Source organism: Neisseria sp. HMSC31F04, from assembly GCF_001807735.1.
Classification (GTDB): domain Bacteria; phylum Pseudomonadota; class Gammaproteobacteria; order Burkholderiales; family Neisseriaceae; genus Neisseria; species Neisseria elongata.
This window is the reverse complement of record NZ_KV790755.1, coordinates 61,831-81,513: the sequence shown is the minus strand read 5'-3', so window position 1 is coordinate 81,513 and position 19,683 is coordinate 61,831. Positions and strand designations below refer to the sequence as shown.

At 56.3% G+C, this 19,683-nt stretch carries 21 protein-coding genes and 6 tRNA genes (1 of these 27 only partly in view); 10 read left to right on the top strand and 17 right to left on the bottom strand.

Annotation, left to right across the window (positions count from 1 at the left end; translation table 11 throughout):
- From HMPREF3107_RS00730 to HMPREF3107_RS00710, 5 genes are all read left to right on the top strand, one after another.
- Positions 1-32: transfer RNA gene (locus HMPREF3107_RS00730), tRNA-OTHER, on the top strand; it begins 50 nt to the left of the window's first position.
- A gap of 23 nt (positions 33-55) precedes the next feature.
- Positions 56-131 (top strand) — tRNA-Gly (locus tag HMPREF3107_RS00725).
- A gap of 22 nt (positions 132-153) precedes the next feature.
- Positions 154-229: transfer RNA gene (locus HMPREF3107_RS00720), tRNA-Gly, on the top strand.
- A 40-nt stretch (positions 230-269) separates the two neighbouring features.
- Positions 270-343 (top strand) — tRNA-Cys (locus HMPREF3107_RS00715).
- 130 nt (positions 344-473) lie between these two features.
- Positions 474-563 (top strand) — tRNA-Leu (locus HMPREF3107_RS00710).
- Positions 564-738: 175 nt separating this feature from the next.
- Here the strand turns inward: HMPREF3107_RS00710 and HMPREF3107_RS00705 are convergent.
- The 5 genes from HMPREF3107_RS00705 to HMPREF3107_RS00680 form a co-directional block, all read right to left on the bottom strand.
- Complete coding sequence (locus HMPREF3107_RS00705; RefSeq protein WP_070452115.1) at positions 739-1,428, bottom strand: M48 family metallopeptidase; 690 nt, start codon at positions 1,426-1,428, stop codon at positions 739-741.
- Positions 1,429-1,498: 70 nt separating this feature from the next.
- Entirely contained in the window at positions 1,499-1,717 is a 219-nt protein-coding gene (locus tag HMPREF3107_RS00700; RefSeq protein ID WP_070452112.1) for a cell division protein, read from the bottom strand.
- Positions 1,718-1,919: 202 nt separating this feature from the next.
- A tRNA-Asn gene (locus tag HMPREF3107_RS00695) sits at positions 1,920-1,995 on the bottom strand.
- Between the two features lie 178 nt (positions 1,996-2,173).
- Entirely contained in the window at positions 2,174-3,736 is a 1,563-nt protein-coding gene (locus HMPREF3107_RS00690; RefSeq protein WP_070452109.1) for a TerC family protein, read from the bottom strand.
- 303 nt (positions 3,737-4,039) lie between these two features.
- Positions 4,040-4,696 (bottom strand): NAD(P)-dependent oxidoreductase, encoded by a 657-nt coding sequence (locus HMPREF3107_RS00680; RefSeq protein WP_070452103.1) that lies wholly within the window; start codon positions 4,694-4,696, stop codon positions 4,040-4,042.
- Between the two features lie 188 nt (positions 4,697-4,884).
- On the opposite strand from HMPREF3107_RS00680, the gene HMPREF3107_RS00675 reads away from it, so the two are divergent.
- Entirely contained in the window at positions 4,885-5,772 is an 888-nt protein-coding gene (locus tag HMPREF3107_RS00675) for a LysR family transcriptional regulator (RefSeq protein ID WP_070452161.1), read from the top strand.
- Positions 5,773-5,950: 178 nt separating this feature from the next.
- On the opposite strand, the gene HMPREF3107_RS00670 is transcribed toward HMPREF3107_RS00675, so the two are convergent.
- The 8 genes from HMPREF3107_RS00670 to HMPREF3107_RS00635 all read right to left on the bottom strand — a co-directional run bounded on the left by HMPREF3107_RS00670 (position 5,951) and on the right by HMPREF3107_RS00635 (position 11,489).
- Positions 5,951-6,160 carry a TOBE domain-containing protein gene (locus HMPREF3107_RS00670; RefSeq protein WP_003769892.1) on the bottom strand — a complete coding sequence of 70 codons (210 nt, stop codon included), beginning with the start codon at positions 6,158-6,160 and terminating at the stop codon, positions 5,951-5,953.
- A gap of 403 nt (positions 6,161-6,563) precedes the next feature.
- Complete coding sequence (gene rpmG, locus HMPREF3107_RS00665; protein WP_003684373.1) at positions 6,564-6,719, bottom strand: 50S ribosomal protein L33; 156 nt, start codon at positions 6,717-6,719, stop codon at positions 6,564-6,566.
- A 31-nt stretch (positions 6,720-6,750) separates the two neighbouring features.
- Positions 6,751-6,984 carry a 50S ribosomal protein L28 gene (rpmB, locus tag HMPREF3107_RS00660; protein ID WP_040665570.1) on the bottom strand — a complete coding sequence of 78 codons (234 nt, stop codon included), beginning with the start codon at positions 6,982-6,984 and terminating at the stop codon, positions 6,751-6,753.
- Between the two features lie 149 nt (positions 6,985-7,133).
- Positions 7,134-7,871, bottom strand: a complete 738-nt coding sequence (locus tag HMPREF3107_RS00655) for a UDP-2,3-diacylglucosamine diphosphatase (RefSeq protein ID WP_210391352.1) — start codon at positions 7,869-7,871, stop codon at positions 7,134-7,136.
- A gap of 141 nt (positions 7,872-8,012) precedes the next feature.
- Positions 8,013-9,251 carry a class I adenylate-forming enzyme family protein gene (locus HMPREF3107_RS00650; RefSeq protein ID WP_256364784.1) on the bottom strand — a complete coding sequence of 413 codons (1,239 nt, stop codon included), beginning with the start codon at positions 9,249-9,251 and terminating at the stop codon, positions 8,013-8,015.
- Between the two features lie 12 nt (positions 9,252-9,263).
- Positions 9,264-9,566 (bottom strand): hypothetical protein, encoded by a 303-nt coding sequence (locus HMPREF3107_RS00645; RefSeq protein WP_070452097.1) that lies wholly within the window; start codon positions 9,564-9,566, stop codon positions 9,264-9,266.
- 166 nt (positions 9,567-9,732) lie between these two features.
- Positions 9,733-10,860, bottom strand: coding sequence for a molecular chaperone DnaJ (gene dnaJ / locus HMPREF3107_RS00640; RefSeq protein WP_070452094.1), 1,128 nt, complete (start codon positions 10,858-10,860; stop codon positions 9,733-9,735).
- 140 nt (positions 10,861-11,000) lie between these two features.
- A complete protein-coding gene (locus HMPREF3107_RS00635; protein WP_070452092.1) occupies positions 11,001-11,489 on the bottom strand; it encodes an FxsA family protein in 489 nt (162 codons plus the stop codon).
- A gap of 284 nt (positions 11,490-11,773) precedes the next feature.
- On the opposite strand from HMPREF3107_RS00635, the gene HMPREF3107_RS00630 reads away from it, so the two are divergent.
- The 4 genes from HMPREF3107_RS00630 (at position 11,774) to glmS (ending at position 16,381) form a co-directional block, all read left to right on the top strand.
- Positions 11,774-12,541: a M23 family metallopeptidase gene (locus HMPREF3107_RS00630; RefSeq protein ID WP_083284573.1), complete on the top strand. Its 768-nt coding sequence runs from the start codon at positions 11,774-11,776 to the stop codon at positions 12,539-12,541.
- A 110-nt stretch (positions 12,542-12,651) separates the two neighbouring features.
- A complete protein-coding gene (locus HMPREF3107_RS00625) occupies positions 12,652-12,909 on the top strand; it encodes a hypothetical protein (RefSeq protein WP_049254734.1) in 258 nt (85 codons plus the stop codon).
- A gap of 96 nt (positions 12,910-13,005) precedes the next feature.
- Positions 13,006-14,379, top strand: a complete 1,374-nt coding sequence (glmU, locus tag HMPREF3107_RS00620) for a bifunctional UDP-N-acetylglucosamine diphosphorylase/glucosamine-1-phosphate N-acetyltransferase GlmU (RefSeq protein ID WP_070452089.1) — start codon at positions 13,006-13,008, stop codon at positions 14,377-14,379.
- A gap of 163 nt (positions 14,380-14,542) precedes the next feature.
- The gene (gene glmS, locus HMPREF3107_RS00615; protein WP_070452086.1) at positions 14,543-16,381 is read left to right on the top strand and encodes a glutamine--fructose-6-phosphate transaminase (isomerizing); all 1,839 of its coding nucleotides are present in this window, start codon (positions 14,543-14,545) and stop codon (positions 16,379-16,381) included.
- Positions 16,382-16,434: 53 nt separating this feature from the next.
- On the opposite strand, the gene HMPREF3107_RS00610 is transcribed toward glmS, so the two are convergent.
- The 4 genes from HMPREF3107_RS00610 to coaD all read right to left on the bottom strand — a co-directional run bounded on the left by HMPREF3107_RS00610 (position 16,435) and on the right by coaD (position 19,563).
- Complete coding sequence (locus tag HMPREF3107_RS00610) at positions 16,435-16,986, bottom strand: DNA-3-methyladenine glycosylase I (protein WP_070452083.1); 552 nt, start codon at positions 16,984-16,986, stop codon at positions 16,435-16,437.
- Positions 16,983-17,666, bottom strand: a complete 684-nt coding sequence (gene bioD / locus HMPREF3107_RS00605) for a dethiobiotin synthase (RefSeq protein ID WP_070452080.1) — start codon at positions 17,664-17,666, stop codon at positions 16,983-16,985. The genes HMPREF3107_RS00610 and bioD overlap by 4 nt, the downstream gene beginning before the upstream one ends.
- The gene (gene bioA, locus HMPREF3107_RS00600; RefSeq protein ID WP_070452077.1) at positions 17,656-18,945 is read right to left on the bottom strand and encodes an adenosylmethionine--8-amino-7-oxononanoate transaminase; all 1,290 of its coding nucleotides are present in this window, start codon (positions 18,943-18,945) and stop codon (positions 17,656-17,658) included. The genes bioD and bioA overlap by 11 nt, the downstream gene beginning before the upstream one ends.
- A gap of 105 nt (positions 18,946-19,050) precedes the next feature.
- Positions 19,051-19,563: a pantetheine-phosphate adenylyltransferase gene (gene coaD / locus HMPREF3107_RS00595; protein WP_070452074.1), complete on the bottom strand. Its 513-nt coding sequence runs from the start codon at positions 19,561-19,563 to the stop codon at positions 19,051-19,053.
- Between the last annotated feature and the right edge of the window lie 120 nt (positions 19,564-19,683).

Sequence of the window (19,683 nt, the reverse complement as noted above, 5' to 3'; positions counted from 1 at the left end):
GGTCGCGAGTTCGAGACTCGTTTCCCGCTCCACAGTTTAAAAAAATCCGGTTTATGCGGGAATAGCTCAGTTGGTAGAGCGCAACCTTGCCAAGGTTGAGGTCGCGAGTTCGAGACTCGTTTCCCGCTCCAAAAAAACCGTATTTTTAATTATGCGGGAATAGCTCAGTTGGTAGAGCGCAACCTTGCCAAGGTTGAGGTCGCGAGTTCGAGACTCGTTTCCCGCTCCATTTAAGATTAAGTTGTTTTCAAAACAACTTTTTTCTTTATGGCGGGATAGCAAAGTGGTTATGCAGCGGATTGCAAATCCGTCTACGCCGGTTCGATTCCGACTCCCGCCTCCAACAGACAACAGCCTTCACGGCGGGGTGGCAGAGTGTTTATGCGATAGGGGGTGCAACCTCTATACAGGCCGGTTAAAGTCCGTGCCCCCGCCTCCAAAAGTTTATCTTTGCCCTTCCGGGAAAAGATAAAGCCCGGGTGGTGAAATTGGTAGACACAACGGACTTAAAATCCGTCGTCCCTAATACGGACGTACCGGTTCGATTCCGGTCCCGGGCACCACTAACAAGCTGTCATCGTTCAATATCCCCTTCCCTTTCCTAGTTCTAAATTTTTAGCTAACTGCTTACGGTATAGCTTATATTTAAGCCGCCAAATCATTTGATTATCGGTTTCCATCCTTATCCCGATTGCCACTTTCAGACGGCCTCAAAAAAGCAGGCAACAGATTTTCCATCTACCCCAAAACAAACAACTCCCGCCCATACTGTTTCAACCACAGCTTGGCCGCCTGCGTATGCGGCGTATGCCGGTTAACCAAACTCCAAAAATCGCGGCTGTGGTTCAGATGCGGAAGATGGCAAAGTTCATGCACGCAAACATAATCCACCACAAAATCGGGCGCGCCGACCAGCCGCCAGTTGAGGCGTATCCCCGTGGTACGGCGGCAAACACCCCAGAAAGTTTTGGCATTCGACAAAGCCACTGCCGCAGGTTGGAATTCTAAACGGCCCGCATGGCCAACCAGGCGCGGCAACAATGTCTCGGCAGCACGCCGCCGCCACTCTTTCCGCAACAACTCCTTCTGCTCCTCCGCTCCGGCTTCCGCCACACTGACACGCGAAGGCAGCAACAATACGCCCTCATGCCCGCCCGACACCAAATCCAACTGCTCCCCATGCAGCCAAAGTTTAGACGGCAGGCTTTCTTCAACCGGCAATACGGCCGCGCGCGACAACACCGACAACAGTAAATCTTCCCGCTCCGACAGCCACGCCGACAACTGCCTCCGCCCCAACCAAGGCGGTATCGTTACACTGACCGCATCTGCCGCCATCGGACGCAGAATGATATTTTTCCTTGCGTTGCGCTTGATGCGGACAGTAATCCGACGCCCGTCAGATAAAGAATGAACAATGGTATCCATATTACCCTGAAAACAAGAAAGGCCGTCTGAAAAAACGGAAAACCCGTTTTCAGACGGCCTTTGATTCAATTTACTCTTCTTCTGACTCGGTTTCTTCCGCACCTTTTTCCGCGAAATGACCCAAGAGCCAAATCAGCGCGCCGCCGCCCGTAATCCCGGCCTTAATCCACATAGCCGTGTCTTCACCCCATGTATAAATCCATGCCAATACTTTAGGCACGGCATTCATATAGTTCAAACCAAACGCTAAAAGACCCAGAATAAACAGCATGCTGCCAAAACTTTTCATCAATCTTCCTTTCAGTGCGAATCAAGGTTGTGAGATAAAATGTAAAGAATGGTTATTATAACAGCACGAGGTTTGCCCGAAAATCATCATTTCCGTTTAAAAGCCGTCTGAAAACGGGTGATGTTTTCAGACGGCCTCTTTTATTTGATTAGATTTTAGACGAAGAAAAAGCCAAGCTTTAAAACTTGGCTTTTTCTAAATTTGGCTCCCCGACCTGGGCTCGAACCAGGGACCTGCGGATTAACAGTCCGTCGCTCTACCGACTGAGCTATCGGGGAAGAGACGCGCATTCTATTCCGAACCCGAAACTTTGTCAACGGATTTTATCCGAACACAGACCATCCTGATTTTTATGATTGTTTATTATGAACATTTTGTTTATTGCAATTTAGAAATGCCGTCTGAAAATTGATGGTTTCAGACGGCCTTCAGAAGAAACGGGCAATTTGGAACAACTTATTCTTCTTCAGGAATTTTGCTGATTTTCACCCGTTCGATGCGCTGGCCTGCTTTTTCCAATACTTCGAAACGCCAGCCGTGGAAATCGACGCTTTCGCCGATTTCGGGCAGGTTTTCCAGTTCTTCCATAATCAGGCCGGCCACGGTGTGGAAGGCGGCATCTTCTTCCTGCGGCGGCAGGTTGAGCTGAGGGGCGAGTTCGACATATTCGAGCGCACCGTCTACGGTGAAGCTGTCAGCTTGCCCGTCGGCCTGCAAAACAGGTTCTTCGGCGCGTTCGAACTCTTCCGGAAATTCGCCGGCGATGGTTTCAAGCAGGTCTTTCATGGTAACCATGCCGAGCACGGCGCCGAACTCATCTACAACCAACGAGTAATCCGCGCTTTGTTGGCGAAACAGTTCGATGGCATTCAAGGCGGTGGTGCTGTCGGGCAATATCAACGGCTGGCGCAAGGCCGCCTGAATATTGAGTTCGCCATCGGCAAGCAGTTGGTTGAGCAGGTCTTTTTTGTTGATATAGCCCAATGGTTCGTCCACGCCGGCCTTGCCGACGACGAGCAGGCGGGAGTAAGGCGTGCTTTGCAACTGGCGGCGTTGTTCTTCTTTGCTTTGCGAAATGTCGAGCCGTTCGATGTCGCGGCGGGGAATCATCACGCCGAGTATCGGGCGTTCGGCCAAGGTCAGAACGCTGCGTATCATGGATTTTTCGTTTTCTTCGAAATGTTCGCTGTTTTCTGCTTCTTCGCCCGCATTGGCCAGGATGCTTTCGCGTATGCCCATCATGCCGAGGACGTTTTCTGCGGTACGCTGCCGCCAAGAGCTGCCGATGTAGTCTTTTTTCTTGGTGTTTTTCATCGATACCTGGTTGAAGATTTCAATCAGGACGGAGAAACCGATGGCGGCATAGAGGTAGCCTTTGGGAATTTGGAAGTGGAAGGCTTCCGCAATCAGGCTGAAGCCTATCATGAGCAGGAATCCCAAACAGAGCATGACGACGGTGGGATGGCGGTCCACAAAATCGGTCAGGGCCTTGCTGGCCCATATCATCACGGTCATGGCGACGACTACGGCCGCCATGGCGACGACGATGTGTTCGACCATGGCCACGGCGGTAATGACGGAATCGATGGAGAAAACGGCATCGAGAATCAGGATTTGGGCAACGACGCTCCAAAAAGGGGCATGCTTTTTCTGCGTATCCGCTACGGCGAAGTGGTTGGCCCCTTCGAGGCGTTCGTGCAGTTCGGTGGTGGCTTTATAGAGCAGGAAGAGTCCGCCTGCGAGCATAATCAGGTCTTTGCCTGAAATGCTGAGGCTGCTGAGGTGGAGGAAGGGCTTGGTCAGCGTCATGATGTGCGCCATGAAGCCGAGCATGATGATGCGGATTACGACGGCAAGCGAGAGGCCGGTCAGGCGGGCACGATCGCGGGATTTGGGTTTGACTTTGTTGGCAAGGATTGCCACGAAAACCAAATTGTCTATGCCGAGCACCACTTCCAAAAGTAATAAAGTGGCAAAACCGATCCAGGTTTGCGGTTCGGCCAACCAGCTGAAGTCCATTGTATCGTTAATCCTTTCAGGTAGGGTGAGGCCGTCTGAAAAAACGGAAGGAGTTTTCCATGTTTGTTTTGTGTGCGACGGCCCGAATTCGAAAGGCGGCAGTTTAAGCAGCTTGGTCGGGGAATGCAAGCAACACGGCGGATTGGCACGCTTTCGCTACAAGGCGGCCTGCTGCGGCAACATTGTAGCGGAGCAGGCCTATCTGCCGATAAGCCTGCCTGATGGCCACGAACCCGCACTTTTCGGATGAGGCAAAGTTGCGTTGACAGCGACGGTTTTCAGACGGCCTTTTATCTTATCCGACTAGGCGGCGGCAACGGTAAAGCGTTCAAACAAATGCGTTTTGTTTTCCGCGTCGTCGGCGATGGCGACTGCCAAATCCGCCACGCTGATGCCTGCGGGAATTTCACCGTCCATCAGCAGATCGTCTTTGCCCAAGCGGTATTTGCCGGTTTTGTCTTCGCTGAAACCGCCGTCCGCGCCCAGTCGTGCCGGAGGGGAAACGAAAGACCAATTCACATCGCGGCGTGGCAGGAGTGCGGTCAAGAGGTGGCGTGCGGCATTGGTGCCGTCGTAAATGGCTTTGGGAAAATCGGGCGTATCGACAACTTGCAAATCAGGCGCGGCATACAGACTGCCTGCGCCGCCGACGATTAAGAGATACGGTACTTGCGCCGCTTTTGCCGCTTCGACGATGCTGTTTGCCCCGCGTGTAAAATCCGCGCCGATATTGGGATTGGCCCAGCCGGGATTGAACGCGCTGACCACGGCATCAAAGCCTGCCAGCTTGTCGGCGAAGTCCGACGCGTTCACGTCTGCCGAGACGGCGGCAACATTTTGCGCTTGGAACACTTTGTCCGTATTGCGTGCGAAAGCGGTTACTTCATGACCGCGGCCTGCCAATTCTTGAACGACTGCGTTGCCGACATAACCTGTTGCACCGATAACTGCGATTTTCATATTTGACTCCTTGTTGAGTGGTGATTGATTAGATGAGCGCATTGTAAGGCCGTCTGAAACGCTTGATAATCCCCGTTTTGCTGTTATTATTATGAAGTTAACCTAAACAATCAAAATAAAAGGCCGTCTGAAAACGTTTGGACTTCGTTAAAATCAAACTTTCAGACGGCCTCATCATGGAAGGAAGAATGCAAGACATCAAACCCCTGCTCGTTTTCGCCGCCGTCCTCGAACACGGCAGCATGAACGCCGCCGCTGCCGCGCTGGGCATAACCCCGTCTGCCGTCAGCCAACATGTCGGGCGGCTGGAACGTCAATACGGTGTAAAACTGCTTAACCGCAGCACACGGAGGATGGCCCCCACCGAGGCAGGGCGCGCGCTGGCCGCTTCCTGCGCCCGCCTGCTGGCCTGTGCGGACGATGCGTTTGCCATGCTGGAAAATGTGAAAACCGAAATCGGCGGCGAAATCAAAATCGCCCTGCCCTCCGGCATCGCCACCCATCCCGCATTGCATAACAGCCTGCGGCGTTTGAAGGCGGAACATCCCGTCATCAGGCCGCTGCTTTTATTCGGCGATTCGCTGCTGGATTTGCAGCGCGATACGGTGGACATCGCCCTGCGCGGGGGAGAACATGCTTTGGACGACGAAAATCTGGTCGCCCGTTTCCTTACCCGCCAACAATGGCGGATTTACGCGTCTCCCGCCTATTTGGCGGCACACACTGTTGAAAAGCCTCAGGATTTGGCCGCGCTGGACTGGCTGTATTACGCACCGACCAACCTGCCCATGCATCGCGGCACGGATTTTTTCACACTGCATATCGGGCAGGGCCTGCATTGCAGCCAGCTGGGCGCATTGACCGAACTGGTCAAAGCAGGATTGGGCGTGGCAATTTTCCTCGATGGCGACGTAGCAGCCGACTTGGCCTCAGGCCGTCTGAAAGCCGTACTGCCCGACTGGCGGCTGCCCGAAATAGACGTATATGCGGTAACGCCCTATCGCGTACAATCGGCAACAACGGAGACGGTTTTGCGGATTCTGCTGGAAGAATTCGGCAGGTTTGAGGCTGTTTGACTCCAATTTGAAGCTCAGTCCATCCAACCTCACAACATTCATTTTACAAATCTGAAAGACAGCGGGTTTGACAATAAATCACGTTCATTTTTCAGCATATCTTGCATAAAAGCCGACACACATAAAAAAACAACCGCACTTTTCCAAATGCGGTTGTTTTTCTCTATGGAAGAACGGATTATTCTACGCCAACCATAACGGAAGTGGCTTTAATGATTGCGTAAGCTTCTTTGCCTACAGCCAAATCCAATTCTTTAACGGACTCAATGGAGATGGTTGAAGAAATCACATTGCCACCACCGATATCAAGGTGAATAATGGCGTTTACAGAACCGGTTTCGATTGAAACGACTTTACCTTTCAATTGATTTCTTGCGCTGATTTTCATACATATTTCCTTATAATAATTTTAAAACAGGGGAAAAGAGGCAGCATTCTACATAAACCAATTCAAAAAAACACTCATACTTAATAAGTAGGATGAACTTTCTTCTTAAAATCTAACTACAATATTCTCTTTAAAAATCTACACTTTGCTTAACGGCCGAACACTCAGGGCGATGCGGATAGAATCGTTGCCGCCACAAAATTACAACGTCCCTTATACTGCTTTTGTATCAAATCTATTCTACAAACACCCTCTACTCACTATAGACGGCAGCAGTTTCCAGACAAAGATGAGGCCGTCTGAAAAACGGATTATCGATTTTCAGACGGCCTCACCATACAAAAACCGCACCATCTTGCCAATCAATTATTTGCAATACGGTGCGGCTGCTTTCGAAACCGGATTATTTCAATTTGGTTTCTTTATAGATAACGTGTTTGCGGGCAACCGGATCAAATTTTTTGATTTCCAGTTTGCCGGGCATAGTGCGTTTGTTTTTGGTAGTGGTGTAGAAATGACCAGTACCCGCACTCGATTCCAGTTTGATTTTATCGCGCATTGCAGTAATTCCTTAAATCGGCTGTTTCAAATCAGGCTTCGCCGCGTGCACGCAAATCGGCCAAAACGACATCGATGCCCAATTTGTCGATGGTGCGCAATGCGGCATTGGATACGCGCAGGCGAACCCAGCGGTTTTCACTCTCAACCCAAAAACGGCGTGTTTGCAAGTTAGGCAAAAAACGACGTTTGGTTTTATTATTGGCGTGCGACACGTTATTGCCACTCATCGGGCGTTTTCCGGTCACTTTACAAACTCGTGCCATGGTTTAACTCCAAACTTCTGAAAAAGTAAAACGCGGTTTATACCACAAACCCGCCTTCCCTATCAAGCAGGCTTTTGTTCTGCTTATCCGTTTTTCCATCATGCCGCCGAATCTGTGGCTTTTTTACCCAATGCCTTTCCGGTTTCCGCTTATTTTTCCGCCGGCAGGCCGTGCAGTGTGCAGCCCCGTTCGGACACAGACAAATATCCGCCCTCTTTCCCGTGCCAGTCGGGCAAAACGTAACGGCTGACGGTCCGGCCGCCGAAGGTATGGCTGTGGACGGCGGGGCGGTGGGTGTGGCCGTGAATGAGGATTTCCGTTTGCGGGTATTGCTTTAAGGCCGTCTGAACGCCGTATTCGGAAACGTCGGAAATCGGGCTCAGGCCGATTTCGCGTTTGCGCCGTTTGCTGGCGGCGCGCATATCGGCGGCGATTTTGCGCCGCCATTTTTGCGGCAGAGCAAGCAGGATTTTTTTCAGCCACGGCAAGCGGATGATGCGGCGGAAACGTTGGTAGTCGGCATCGTCGGTACACATTTCGTCGCCGTGGGAAATGAGGCAATGCCGGCCATACAGATTCAGCGTCCGGACTTCGGGCAGCAGGGTCATGCCTGCGGCGGCGGCATAATTCGCGCCAAGCAGGAAATCGCGGTTGCCGCAGATGAAGTAAACGGGCGCATGGGCGGAAAAATCGCGCAGGGCTTCGGCAACCTGCACGGCGGCATGGTCGGGCATGTCGTCCCCCAGCCAGACTTCGAACAGGTCGCCGAGGATATACAGGGCATCCACTTTGCCCCGCCAGTCTTTCAAGGCCTGTAAAAACAAGCGGTTCAGGTCGGGCGTGTCGTCGGAGAGGTGGAGGTCGGCGATAAAGACGGTTTGGCGCATGATGGGAAGATTTGTGTGTTTGGGCGGATTATAACCGCGTCGGCGGACGGCATGTGATGGCGGCAACGGTATGAGGCCGTCTGAAAACGGGGGTCAACGCTTGGCAGGCAAATGCGGTTCAGAAAAGCGCGGACGGCATTCTCACAGCAGGAAGTCGCGTTCGCAATGTGCCGACAGCCATTCGTTCAATTGGCGGCGGTCGATTTTTCCCGCTTCGCTAATCGGCAGTTCTCGGGTGATGCCGATGCGTTGCGGCATTTGGTAGCGCGCCAGCCGTCCGGCCAGCCATAGGCGCAATGCTGCCGCGTCCAGTCCTTTTTCGGCTTCGGCAAACAGTGCCAACGCCTGCCCGTATTCGGCGTGTTCGATAACCAACACAGCCGCCTGCCTGACTTTCGGATGTTGTTCGGTCATGCGGCAGACATCTTGCGGATAGACGTTTTCCCCGCCGCAAACGGCCATATCGTCCGCACGCCCTTGCAGGAAGATGTCGCCGTCGGCATCGGCTTTCGCCAGGTCGCCGGTGCAGACATCGTGGTTGCGGCTTTGCGCCGACCAGCCCGTTTTCAGCCACAAGCTGCCGGTTTCGCCGATGCCACAGAGGCTGCCGTCGGCGCGGCGGATTTCGACGGTAACGCCGGGAAACGGTCGGCCGATGCTGTCGGGTTTGGCCGCCAGCTGTTCCGGCGCAGCCATCAGGGTGAAGCCTGTCTCCGTAGTGCCGAACAGGTTGTACAGCACGTTCCCCCATTGCCCGAGCGTGCGGCGCGCGGCTTCGGCCGAAAGCATCGCGCTGCCGGTCAGGACGGTTTTCAGACGGCCTTTTTGCGGCATGGCATCAAGCAGCCGATAAAGCATGGTCGGCACGAGTACGGCTATTTCCGCCTGTTCGCGCGTTATCAGTTCGGCGGCACGGCGGGCGTCAAAACGTTCGGTCAGCAGCATGGTGCGGCGCAGGGCAAGGCTGAAATACAGCGCGGCGATGCCGTAGCCGTGATAGAACGGCGGGGCGATGTAAACATTTTGCCTTTGGTGGAGCCGCAGCGTTTTCAGCAACACCAGCATCGGCAGGACGCTGATGCGCGCGCTGGTTTTCCGCCGGACGATGCGGCTGTTGCCGCCCGTACCGCCCGTCAGCACCAACATTTCGCCCGCGGTGCGCCGAGGAAGCGGCTTCGGCGTTTCCATGCGTTGCGCGGCGGCGGCCAGTTCGCCGAACGATACGGTATCAAACGGCAGGCCGCCGACTTTGGCGGACAGGCCGTCGTCGGTCAGCAGCAGTCCGGGATCGTATTGCCGAAGCAGCGTGTGCAGCTGTTCGGTGCTCATGTCGGCATTGAACAGGAGTACGGGCATTCCGCCCGCCGACAGCGCACTCAAGACGGCAACGGATTAGGGCGTGTTGCGGCAGAGGACGGCCGTTTTCCGCCGTTGCCGCCAAGCGGGGTATTCGGACAATACGGAGGCGTAACGGCGGCTGTCGAGATACAGGGTTTGCCAGTCCGTACGGCTGTCGTTGCCGCAGACGGCCGTCTGAAAAGGATGCAGCCGGGCGGCCTGATAAAGCAGGGCTTGGAGGTTGAAGCCGTGCCGCAGCATACCGAAGGCGAGCGCGCTCAGGTTGCGCGGATGCAGGAATCCTGCCTGATAAAGCAGCTTGAGGCCGTCTGAAAAAGGTTTGAAGGGTGCGGACACTGCGGTCGCCTTTTAATGTAAAAACGGGAATATAACGGTATCGCCGAAAAACCGCCATGTTTGGGTGTTACGGCTTTGCGGCGGTTCGGCGCATACGGGAAAAAGGCCGTCTGAAAACGGCAATACGGTTTTCAGACGGCCTTCCCCTGCCGTTTGGCCGGACGGGTCAGTCGAAGAGGTCGCCCACTTTGTCCCAGAAGGATTTTTTGCGCGGCGTTTGACTGCGTTCCATGCCGGTGGAGATTTTTTCAAATTCTTCCAACAGCTCTTTCTGGCGGTCGGTCAGATTGACCGGCGTTTCCACCAGGACGTGGCAGTATAAATCGCCAGTCGCGCTGGAACGCAGCGATTTGATGCCTTTGCCTTTCACGCGCATGCGGCGGCCGGTTTGCGTTTCTTTCGGGATATTCAGTTTCACCTTCCCGTCCAAAGTCGGCACTTCCACTTCGCCGCCCAATGCCGCGACGGTAAAACTGATAGGCAGTTCGCAATGCAGGTCGAGGCCGTTGCGTTCGAAAATTTTGTGCGCCTTCACATGCACGGAAATATACAAATCGCCCGCCGGCGCGCCGTTGCGGCCGGGTTCGCCTTCGCCGCTCAGACGGATGCGCTGGCCGTCGTCGATACCGGCCGGAATATCCACTTCCACCGTTTTGCCGGCCTTCACCCTGCCCTCGCCACGGCATTTCAGACACGGGTCTTTGATTTCCTTGCCTGAACCGTGGCAGGCGGGGCAAGTTTGCTGCATTTGGAAAATCGCCTGGCGGATGTGTACCGTACCCGAACCCCGGCAGGTGGAACAGGTGGTGGCGGAGGTGCCGGGCTTGGCGCCGCTGCCGTGGCACACGTCGCATTCTTCGTAAGTCGGGATGGTCAGGCGTTTCTTCACGCCCTTGGCGGCTTCCTCAAGGCTGATTTCCACCGAATACTGCAAATCGGCACCTTGGTAATTCTGCTGCTGCCGCGCACCGCCCCCGCCGCCGAACATCTGGCTGAAAATATCGCTGAAATCGAAACCCTGCGCGCCGCCGAAACCGCCGAAACCGCCCGCGCCCGCACCTGCGCCCTGTTCGAACGCGGCATGGCCGTATTGGTCGTACATGGCGCGTTTTTGTGCGTCAGACAAGGTGTCGTAGGCCTTCTGAACTTCTTTAAATTTTTCTTCGGCCTCCTTGTCGCCCTGATTGCGGTCGGGATGGTATTTCATAGCCAGCTTGCGGTAGGCTTTTTTGATTTCGTCGTCGCTCGCAGTTCTGGATACGCCCAATGTGGCGTAAAAATCTTGATTGCTCATGGTAGTGTTCTTGTCTGAATAAATACACGAATGCCGCGCCAAATAGGGGCGGCCGTCTGAAAATTAAAGAGGCCGTCTGAAAATTATTGCCGTGCAAACAAGTGCGGCGGATTATTTTCAGACGGCCTTAATATATCTGTCTAACGCGGAGGTTTGTCTTCCAGCAGCGGTTTTTCAGACGGCCTTCCGTTGCCGTCCACCGTACTGTATTCGCCCTCGATGACATCATCGTCGTCACGGCTGCGGCCGCCGCGCATGCCGGAAGAATAGGCCGTAAACGACATATGCTCCTGCGCCATCTCCGCCGCCCGTCCGCCCTTAAACGGCAGCATCAGCAAAACGGCCGCCGCCGTGGACACAAAGCCCGGACTGAGCAGCAAAAGCCCGGCCACGGCATAGCGCACCGGCCACAGCATCTGATAGGCCGACACCTTCCCGCCGCCGCGTGCCGCCGAAGCCGCAAGCAGGACGCCCGACAAACCCATGCGGTGCAGCATAAACACACCGGCCATCGCGCTGAGCACCATCAGCACGAAAGTCATGCCGCCGCCTATCCTCCCAGCCATCCAAAAGACGGACATCACCTCCAACACGCCAAAACCCAACAAACCGAAACCGAAATAACGCATAACCGTATCCTTTCCTCTACAACCGTAACCGCAATCCATCCTGCGCGAGACGGCAAAATACAGCCTGCCGCCCGCAATTTCAACGCGGCGGGACACCCGTTTCGGGGTAAAAAAAAGTAAAGCCGCACCGCACGGCCCGAACGGCCCGAACGGCGCACATCCCGCCGTCGTCGACAAAAGCGCGTTTTCCCCGCCCCGCCTGTCAGGCCGTCTGAAAACGCCGCACCGCCCGCACCGTGCTTTCCCGATTCACGACGCCCGACGCTTTTGCTATCCTTACCCCCATGAAAACATTATTCACCCCGCTCAAAACCCTCTCCTGCGCCGCCGCCGTCTCACTGCTGGCCGCCTGCGCCTCCTCCAACCCCTCCGGCACGCCCGACGGCTACTACCGCGTCCAAAGCGGCGATACCCTGAACCGCATCGCCATGCGTTTCAACCAAACACCCGCCGTCCTGGCCAAATGGAACAACCTGTCCGACCCGTCGAAAATCTCCGTCGGACAACTGCTGCGCGTGCGCCAAAACGCCGGCGGCAAAGGCGGCGCGGGCACCGCAGGCGAACAGACCGTTCCGCACAAACGGCTGCAATTTAACCTGCCGTCCGACAACGCCGTCCTGACACGCTACGACGGCCGCAACAAAGGCATCGATTTTGACGGCAAACCGGGCGACCCGGTGAAAGCCGCGGCCGACGGAAAAATCATGTATGCCGGCAACGGCGTGCGTGGTTACGGCAACCTAATCCTCATCAGCCACAACCCTGGCACGCTGACCGCCTACGCCCACAACGACAAACTGCTGGTCAAAAAAGGCCAGACCGTGCGGGCGGGCGACACCATCGCCACCATGGGCAGCAGCGATGCCGAGCGCGTCAAACTCCACTTCGAAGTGCGGATTAACGGCAAAGCGGTCAATCCCGAACCGCTGCTGCCCGCCCTGCCGCCGGCCGCACCGTCCGTTTCGGCCGCACCCGCACCAACACCGACACCCGCACCGGCAACGCCCGCCGTTGAAACCGCTCCGGCCGCCGCCGAAACCGTTTCCGGCTGACAATAAAGGCCGTCTGAAAATTTCAGACGGCCTTGCCGCACCTTAATGTACCGTATATGCCGTCTGCGTCAAATCGGCTAAAATAGCGTTTTACCTGAAAGGAAAACGAAATGCGCTACTTCGCCCTCTTTACCGTCATGGCCGTATTGACCGGCTGCTCTTGGGAAACCTATAAAAACAGCCAAGGCCAAACCGCCCTGCGCCAAAAATACCCGACCGGCACCGCCGTCAGCTACGAAGACGGCACTTACTCCCGCAACATGCGCAACAACCAATACCGCCCCGAACAGCATGCCATCCTGCCTGCCCGCTCCGCCGAAGAACAAGAAGTACGCGGCACGCATTGGGAAAAAATCCAGCCCAAATAAGCAGAAGGCCGTCTGAAAACGCAAGGCACGCGCCAAGCGCCTTTTCAGACGGCCTTTTTCCATTTTAAAAACCGCCCTCCCCGCCGAAAGAAACCCATGTCCGCCACACCCCTCAACATCGTCATCCTCGCCGCCGGCAAAGGCACGCGCATGTATTCCAAAATGCCCAAAGTGCTGCACCGAATCGGCGGCAAGCCCATGGTCGAGCGCGTTATCGACACCGCCGCCGCCCTGAATCCGCAAAACATCTGCGTCGTCATCGGACACGGCAAAGACCAAGTTTTAGACACCGTCAAACGCGACGTCGTCTGGGTCGAACAAACCGAACAACTCGGCACCGGCCACGCCGTCAAAACCGCCCTGCCGCACCTTGCCGCCGAAGGCCGCACGCTGGTACTGTACGGCGACGTCCCCCTGATTGACACCGCCACCCTCGAAACCCTGCTCGAAGCCGCCGGCAGCGAAGTCGGTCTGTTGACCGACGTTCCCGCCGACCCGACAGGCTTGGGCCGCATCATCCGCGATAGCCAAGGCAGCGTAACCGCCATCGTCGAAGAAAAAGACGCCGACGCCGCCCAAAAAGCCGTCCGCGAAATCAACACAGGCATCCTCGTCCTGCCCAACGCCAAACTCAAAAACTGGCTGGGCAGCCTCTCCAGCAACAACGCCCAAGGCGAATACTACCTGACCGACCTCATCGCCAAAGCCGTTGCCGACGGCATCAAAGTCCATCCCGTCCAAGTGCGCGCCTCCCACCTCGCCGCCGGCGTGAACAACAAACTCCAGCTTGCCGAACTCGAACGCATCTTCCAAACCGAACAAGCGCAAGAATTGCTCAAAGCAGGCGTCACCCTGCGCGACCCCGCTCGCTTCGACTTAAGAGGTCGTCTGAAACACGGACAAGACGTCGTGATTGACGTCAACGTCGTCCTCGAAGGCGACATCGAAATCGGCGACAACGTCGAAATCGGCGCAAACTGCGTCATCAAAAACGCCAAAATCGGCGCAAACAGCAAAATCGCCCCCTTCTCCCATCTCGAAGACTGCGAAGTCGGACAAAACAACCAAATCGGCCCCTACGCCCGCCTGCGTCCGCAAGCCCGCCTTTCAGACGACGTACACGTCGGCAACTTCGTCGAAATCAAAAACGCCGCCATCGGCAAAGGCACCAAAGCCAACCACCTCACCTACATCGGCGACGCCGAAGTCGGCAGCAAGACCAACTTCGGCGCAGGCACGATCATTGCCAACTACGACGGCGTGAACAAATACAAAACCGTCATCGGCGACGAAGTCCGCATCGGCTCCAACTGCGTCCTAGTCGCCCCCGTCACCCTCGGCAACAAAGTAACCACAGGCGCAGGCAGCACGATTACCCGAAACGTCGAAGACAACAAACTCGCCCTCGCCCGCGCCCGCCAAACCGTGATCGAAGGCTGGATGCGTCCGGAAAAAGGCGATAAGAAATAAAGTCAACTGGTTTCTATCTTTTTTCAGACGGCCTTTCCATCAAGAGGCCGTCTGAAACCCAAATCCGCGCCGTTCGGATGATGTAAAACGGCTTTTTACCGCTGCCGCCCCGGGAGCCGGAACGGCAGTTATTTCGTTAATCTTTTGATACTAAGGAACTTATATGTGCGGTATCGTCGGCGCCATCCGCGCCAATCACAATGTAGTCGATTTTCTGACCGACGGTCTCAAACGCCTTGAATACCGAGGCTACGACTCGTCGGGTATCGCCGTCAACGCAGACGGCAAAATCAAACGCGTGCGCCGCGTCGGCCGCGTGCAGCTGATGGAGGACGCCGCGCGCGAAAAAGGCGTGTTCGGCCATATCGGCATCGGCCATACCCGCTGGGCAACCCACGGCGGCGTAACCGAACCCAACGCCCACCCCCACATCTCCGGCGGCATGATTGCCGTCGTCCACAACGGCATCATCGAAAACTTCGAAGCCGAACGCGAACGCCTCAAAGCCTTGGGTTACACCTTCGAATCGCAAACCGATACCGAAGTCATCGCCCACAGCGTCAATCACGAATACACCCAAAACGGCGGCAAACTGTTTGAAGCCGTCCGCGCTGCCACCGCCCGTTTCCACGGCGCGTACGCCATCGCCGTGATGGCGCAGGACAAACCCGAAGAAATGGTCGTTGCGCGCATGGGCTGCCCGCTCTTGGTGGCATTGGGCGATCAAGAAACCTTCATCGCCTCCGACGTATCCGCCGTCATCGCCTTTACCCGCCGCATCGCCTATTTGGAAGACGGCGACATTGCCCTTCTAAGCGCGAACGGCATCGACAAACTGATCGACAAAACCGGTGCTGAAACCCAACGCACCGTCAAAGTATCCGAACTGTCGCTCGCTTCGCTGGAGTTGGGCCCATACAGCCACTTCATGCAAAAAGAAATCCACGAACAGCCGCGCGCCATCGCCGATACCGCCGAAGTCTTCCTTGACGGCGGCTTCGAACCTGAAAACTTCGGCGCGAACGCACGCGAAGTGTTCGACGACATCCGCAGCATCAAAATTCTCGCCTGCGGCACGTCATACTATGCCGCACTGACCGCCAAATACTGGCTCGAGTCCATCGCCAAAATCCCGACCGACGTCGAAATCGCCAGCGAATACCGCTACCGCGACGTGATTGCCGATCCAAAACAATTGGTCATCACCATTTCCCAATCCGGCGAAACCTTGGACACGATGGAAGCCCTGAAATACGCGCAGTCTTTGGGACACAAACACAGCCTGTCCATCTGCAACGTCATGGAATCCGCCCTGCCGCGCGAGAGCGAATTGGTGCTGTACACCCGAGCCGGCGCGGAAATCGGCGTCGCCTCCACCAAAGCGTTCACCACGCAACTGGTTGTTTTGTTCGGCTTGGCGGTAACGCTGGGCAAACAGCGCGGTTTGGTTTCCGCCGAAAAAGCACGCGAATACGTCGAAGAGCTGCGCCAACTGCCCGGCAGCATCCAACACGCCCTCAATCTTGAGCCGCAAATCGCCGCGTGGGCGCAAAAATTCGCCAAGAAAAACAGCGCACTATTTCTAGGTCGCGGCATCCACTTCCCGATTGCCCTCGAAGGCGCGTTGAAGCTGAAAGAAATCACCTACATCCACGCCGAAGCCTATCCCGCAGGCGAATTGAAACACGGCCCGCTGGCATTGGTGGATGAAAACATGCCCGTCGTCGTCATCGCACCGAACGATGGCTTGCTGGACAAAGTCAAAGCCAATATGCAGGAAGTCGGCACACGCGGCGGCGAACTATTCGTCTTCGCCGATTTGGACAGCAATTTCAACGCCACCGACGGCGTGCACGTCATCCGCGCCCCGCGCCACGTCGGCGTACTCTCGCCGATCGTGCATACCATCCCCGTGCAGCTTCTGTCCTACCACACTGCCCTCGCACGCGGCACGGATGTGGACAAACCGCGTAACCTGGCGAAATCGGTTACGGTTGAATAAAGGCCGTCTGAAAAAACCGGTGCTTTAACGACAAAAAGGCCGTCTGAAACTTTTCAGACGGCCTCAAGCCATTTCGGCCTGCGTTTCAAAACTTCCCGATAAACCTTGCAGTCTTCGGTGTGCGCGCCGGGCAGGTAGCCGGTGCTCATCAGAAATTCGCCGACGATTTCGCCGCCCATGAATTTGAAGTGTTTTTTAAACAGCGCCACCCATTCTTCTTTGGTGCGCGGATGGTGCATATCGAGCCAGTTTTTGAACGAACCGCATTCCTGCCGTATCCGTCGGATTTGTTGCGCGTTGTAAATGGCGGCGTTGATTTTCAAACGGTTGCGGACGATGCCTGCGTCGGCAAGCAGCCGTTCGCGGTCGGCATCGCCGAAAGCGGCGACGGTATCGATGTCGAAGCCTTTATAGGCCGTCTGAAACGCCTGCCGCTTCTTCAAAATCAAGGTCCAGCTCAGGCCCGCCTGATTGATTTCCAACACCAGCCGCTCAAACAGTCCGTTGTCGTCTTCAATCGGAAAACCGTATTGTTCCGCATGATACTGTTTGTTCGGATTGTCGCTGTCTTCGGGCAGGTTGTTGGCAAAGTCGCAGTAATTCATGGTTTTTGTCCGTCCATGTATTCAAACGCGGTTTGCGGGAAATGCTGCCGCAGGTAGCGTTGCAGGTATTCGGCGGTTTCCCGTTCAATCAGCGGGTCTGCCGGCGGAAAGCGGTTGTATATCAGCATTTCGACGGCTATCCCCTGCTGCCGGCAGGCAGACAGGCTCAACAGGGTGTGGTTGATGCTGCCGAGCCTGCCCGATGTAACCAGCACGACGGGATAAGCTTGGGCGCGGATGAAATCGAGCGTGGTCAGGGTGTCGTCCAGCGGCACGGCCAGCCCGCCCGCGCCTTCGAGCAGGACGTAATCGTAACGTTCGGCAAGTGTGGCGGTGGCGCGGTTGATAACGGCGGGGTCGATATGTGCGCCCGCCATGCGCGCGGCCAGATGGGGCGAGCAGGGATAGCCGAACAGGTAGGGGCAGGTGGTGCCGTCGGTGTCTTCCGGCAGCAGCGGCAGGTTTTGCAGGCGGCGGTGGACAAGGATGTCGTCGGAGATGCCCGTGCAACCGGTTTGTACGATTTTCTGGGTGATGACGGAAAAACCCTGCCGCATCAGCTTGGCCGCCAACCAGCCGGTGGCGACGGTTTTGCCGATGTCTGTATCGATGCCGCCGACAAACAGGATTTTGCCCTGCTTGCGGGTTTGGAGGCCGTCTGAAAACAGTTTATCCGCCATATTCTTCCCTCAATGCGGCAATGAGGCCGTCTGAAAGTTTGTCCAACTCATGCGGCTGCATGATAAACGGCGGCATGGTGTACACCAGTTTGCCGAAGGGCCGCAGCCACACGCCGCGTTCGACGAATTTGGGCTGGAGGCGGCGCAGGTTTACGGGTTCCCGCATTTCGACCACGCCGATGGCACCCAGCACGCGCACCTCTTTCACTGCCGCAATGTCGCGCGCGGGCGCAAGGGTTTCGCGCAGTTGCGCCTCAATCCGCGCCACATTTTCACGCCAGCCGCCCTCCAGCAGCAGCCTGACCGATTCGTCGGCCACGGCGCAGGCCAGCGGGTTGGCCATAAACGTCGGCCCGTGCATAAAGCAGCCCGCCGCGCCGTTGCTGACGGTGTCGGCGATATTTTTGTGCGTGACCGCGGCGGAAAGCGTGAGGTAGCCGCCGGTCAGGGCTTTGCCCAGACACATAATGTCGGGCACGACGTCTGCGTGTTCGCAGGCAAACAGCTTACCCGTGCGCCCGAAACCGGTGGCGATTTCGTCGAAAATCAACAGCACGCCGTGTTCGCGGCACAAGGCCTGCGCCCGCTTCAGATATTCGGGCGCGTAAAAATACATTCCGCCCGCCCCCTGCACGACAGGCTCCACAATCAGCGCGGCGATTTCTCCGCCGTGTTTGTCCAGCAAATCCGCCAACGGCGCAACCGCCTCTTCGCGCCACGGCTCGCCGAATTTAACCGGCGGCTGCGGCAGGAAAAACTGCACCGGCAGACGCTCGGCAAACAGGCTGTGCATTCCGGTAACGGGGTCGCACACCGACATCGCGTGCCAAGTGTCGCCGTGATAGCCCGCCCGCAGTGCAGCAAACTTACCGCGCTGCGTTTCTCCGCGCGCGTGCTGGTACTGCACCGCCATCTTCATCGCCACTTCCACCGCCACCGAACCGCTGTCGGCGTAAAACACCGTGTCCAAACCCGAAGGCAGGATACCCAGCAGCGTCTGCGTCAGCCTTGCCGCCGCATCGTGGGTGAAACCGCCGAACATGACATGGCTCATCTTTTCAAGCTGGAGGACGGCGGCGCGATTCAGACGCGGATGGTTGTAGCCGTGTACCGCCGCCCACCACGACGACATGCCGTCAAGCAGCCGCCGGCCGTCTTTCAGGGTAATCGTTACCCCGTCGGCCCGCTCGACCGGATAAACCGGCGCGGGATCGGCGGTGGAGGAATACGGATGCCAGATATGGCTGCGGTCGAGTTCGGTCAGCGTGTGTATATCCATGTGTGATTTCTCCTTTTTCCGCGCCCGTTCAAACAAGAGGCCGTCTGAAAATGCCGCAGGGGTTTTCAGACGGCCTCCCGGTACGACAAAGGCGGCATGGCGGTTTCAACCGATGTTTTTATGGTCTTTCAAAATTTTTTCGTACACCGCGTCGGGTACATAACGGCGGATGATGTCGCGCCAACCCTCCGGCCCGACCAGCCCTTTCACCAAAGTGGACGACACTTCGGCAAACTCGCGCGGCGGAATCAGCAGCACGGTAGATACTTCCGGCTGCAAATCGGAATTGATGTAGCGGATGGTGCGCTCGTATTCGTAGTCCGACGCGCTGCGGATGCCGCGCACGATGTAGCCCGCCTTGACGCTGTGGGCATAATCGACCAGGAAACGGTTTTCAAAGGAATCGATGCGGACATTGGGGAAGGATGCGGTGATGTCTTCCAGCATCCGGCGGCGTTCGGCCACGGTGTAGGTGGCTTTTTTGTCGGGATTGCTGCCGATGGCGACAATCAACTCGTCAAACAGGGCTTGCGCCTCGCGTATCATCCATAAATGGCCGTTGGTGGGCGGATCGAAACTGCCGGCATACACGGCGCGGCGCAGGGGATGTGGGGACATGGTTGGTTTGATGCTTCGGCATGTAAAGCGGCAGAATAACGGGATTGTGAAGAAATGTCAAAAAGGCCGTCTGAAACAATACGGCGGTAAAATATAGTGGATTAACTTTAAATCAGGACA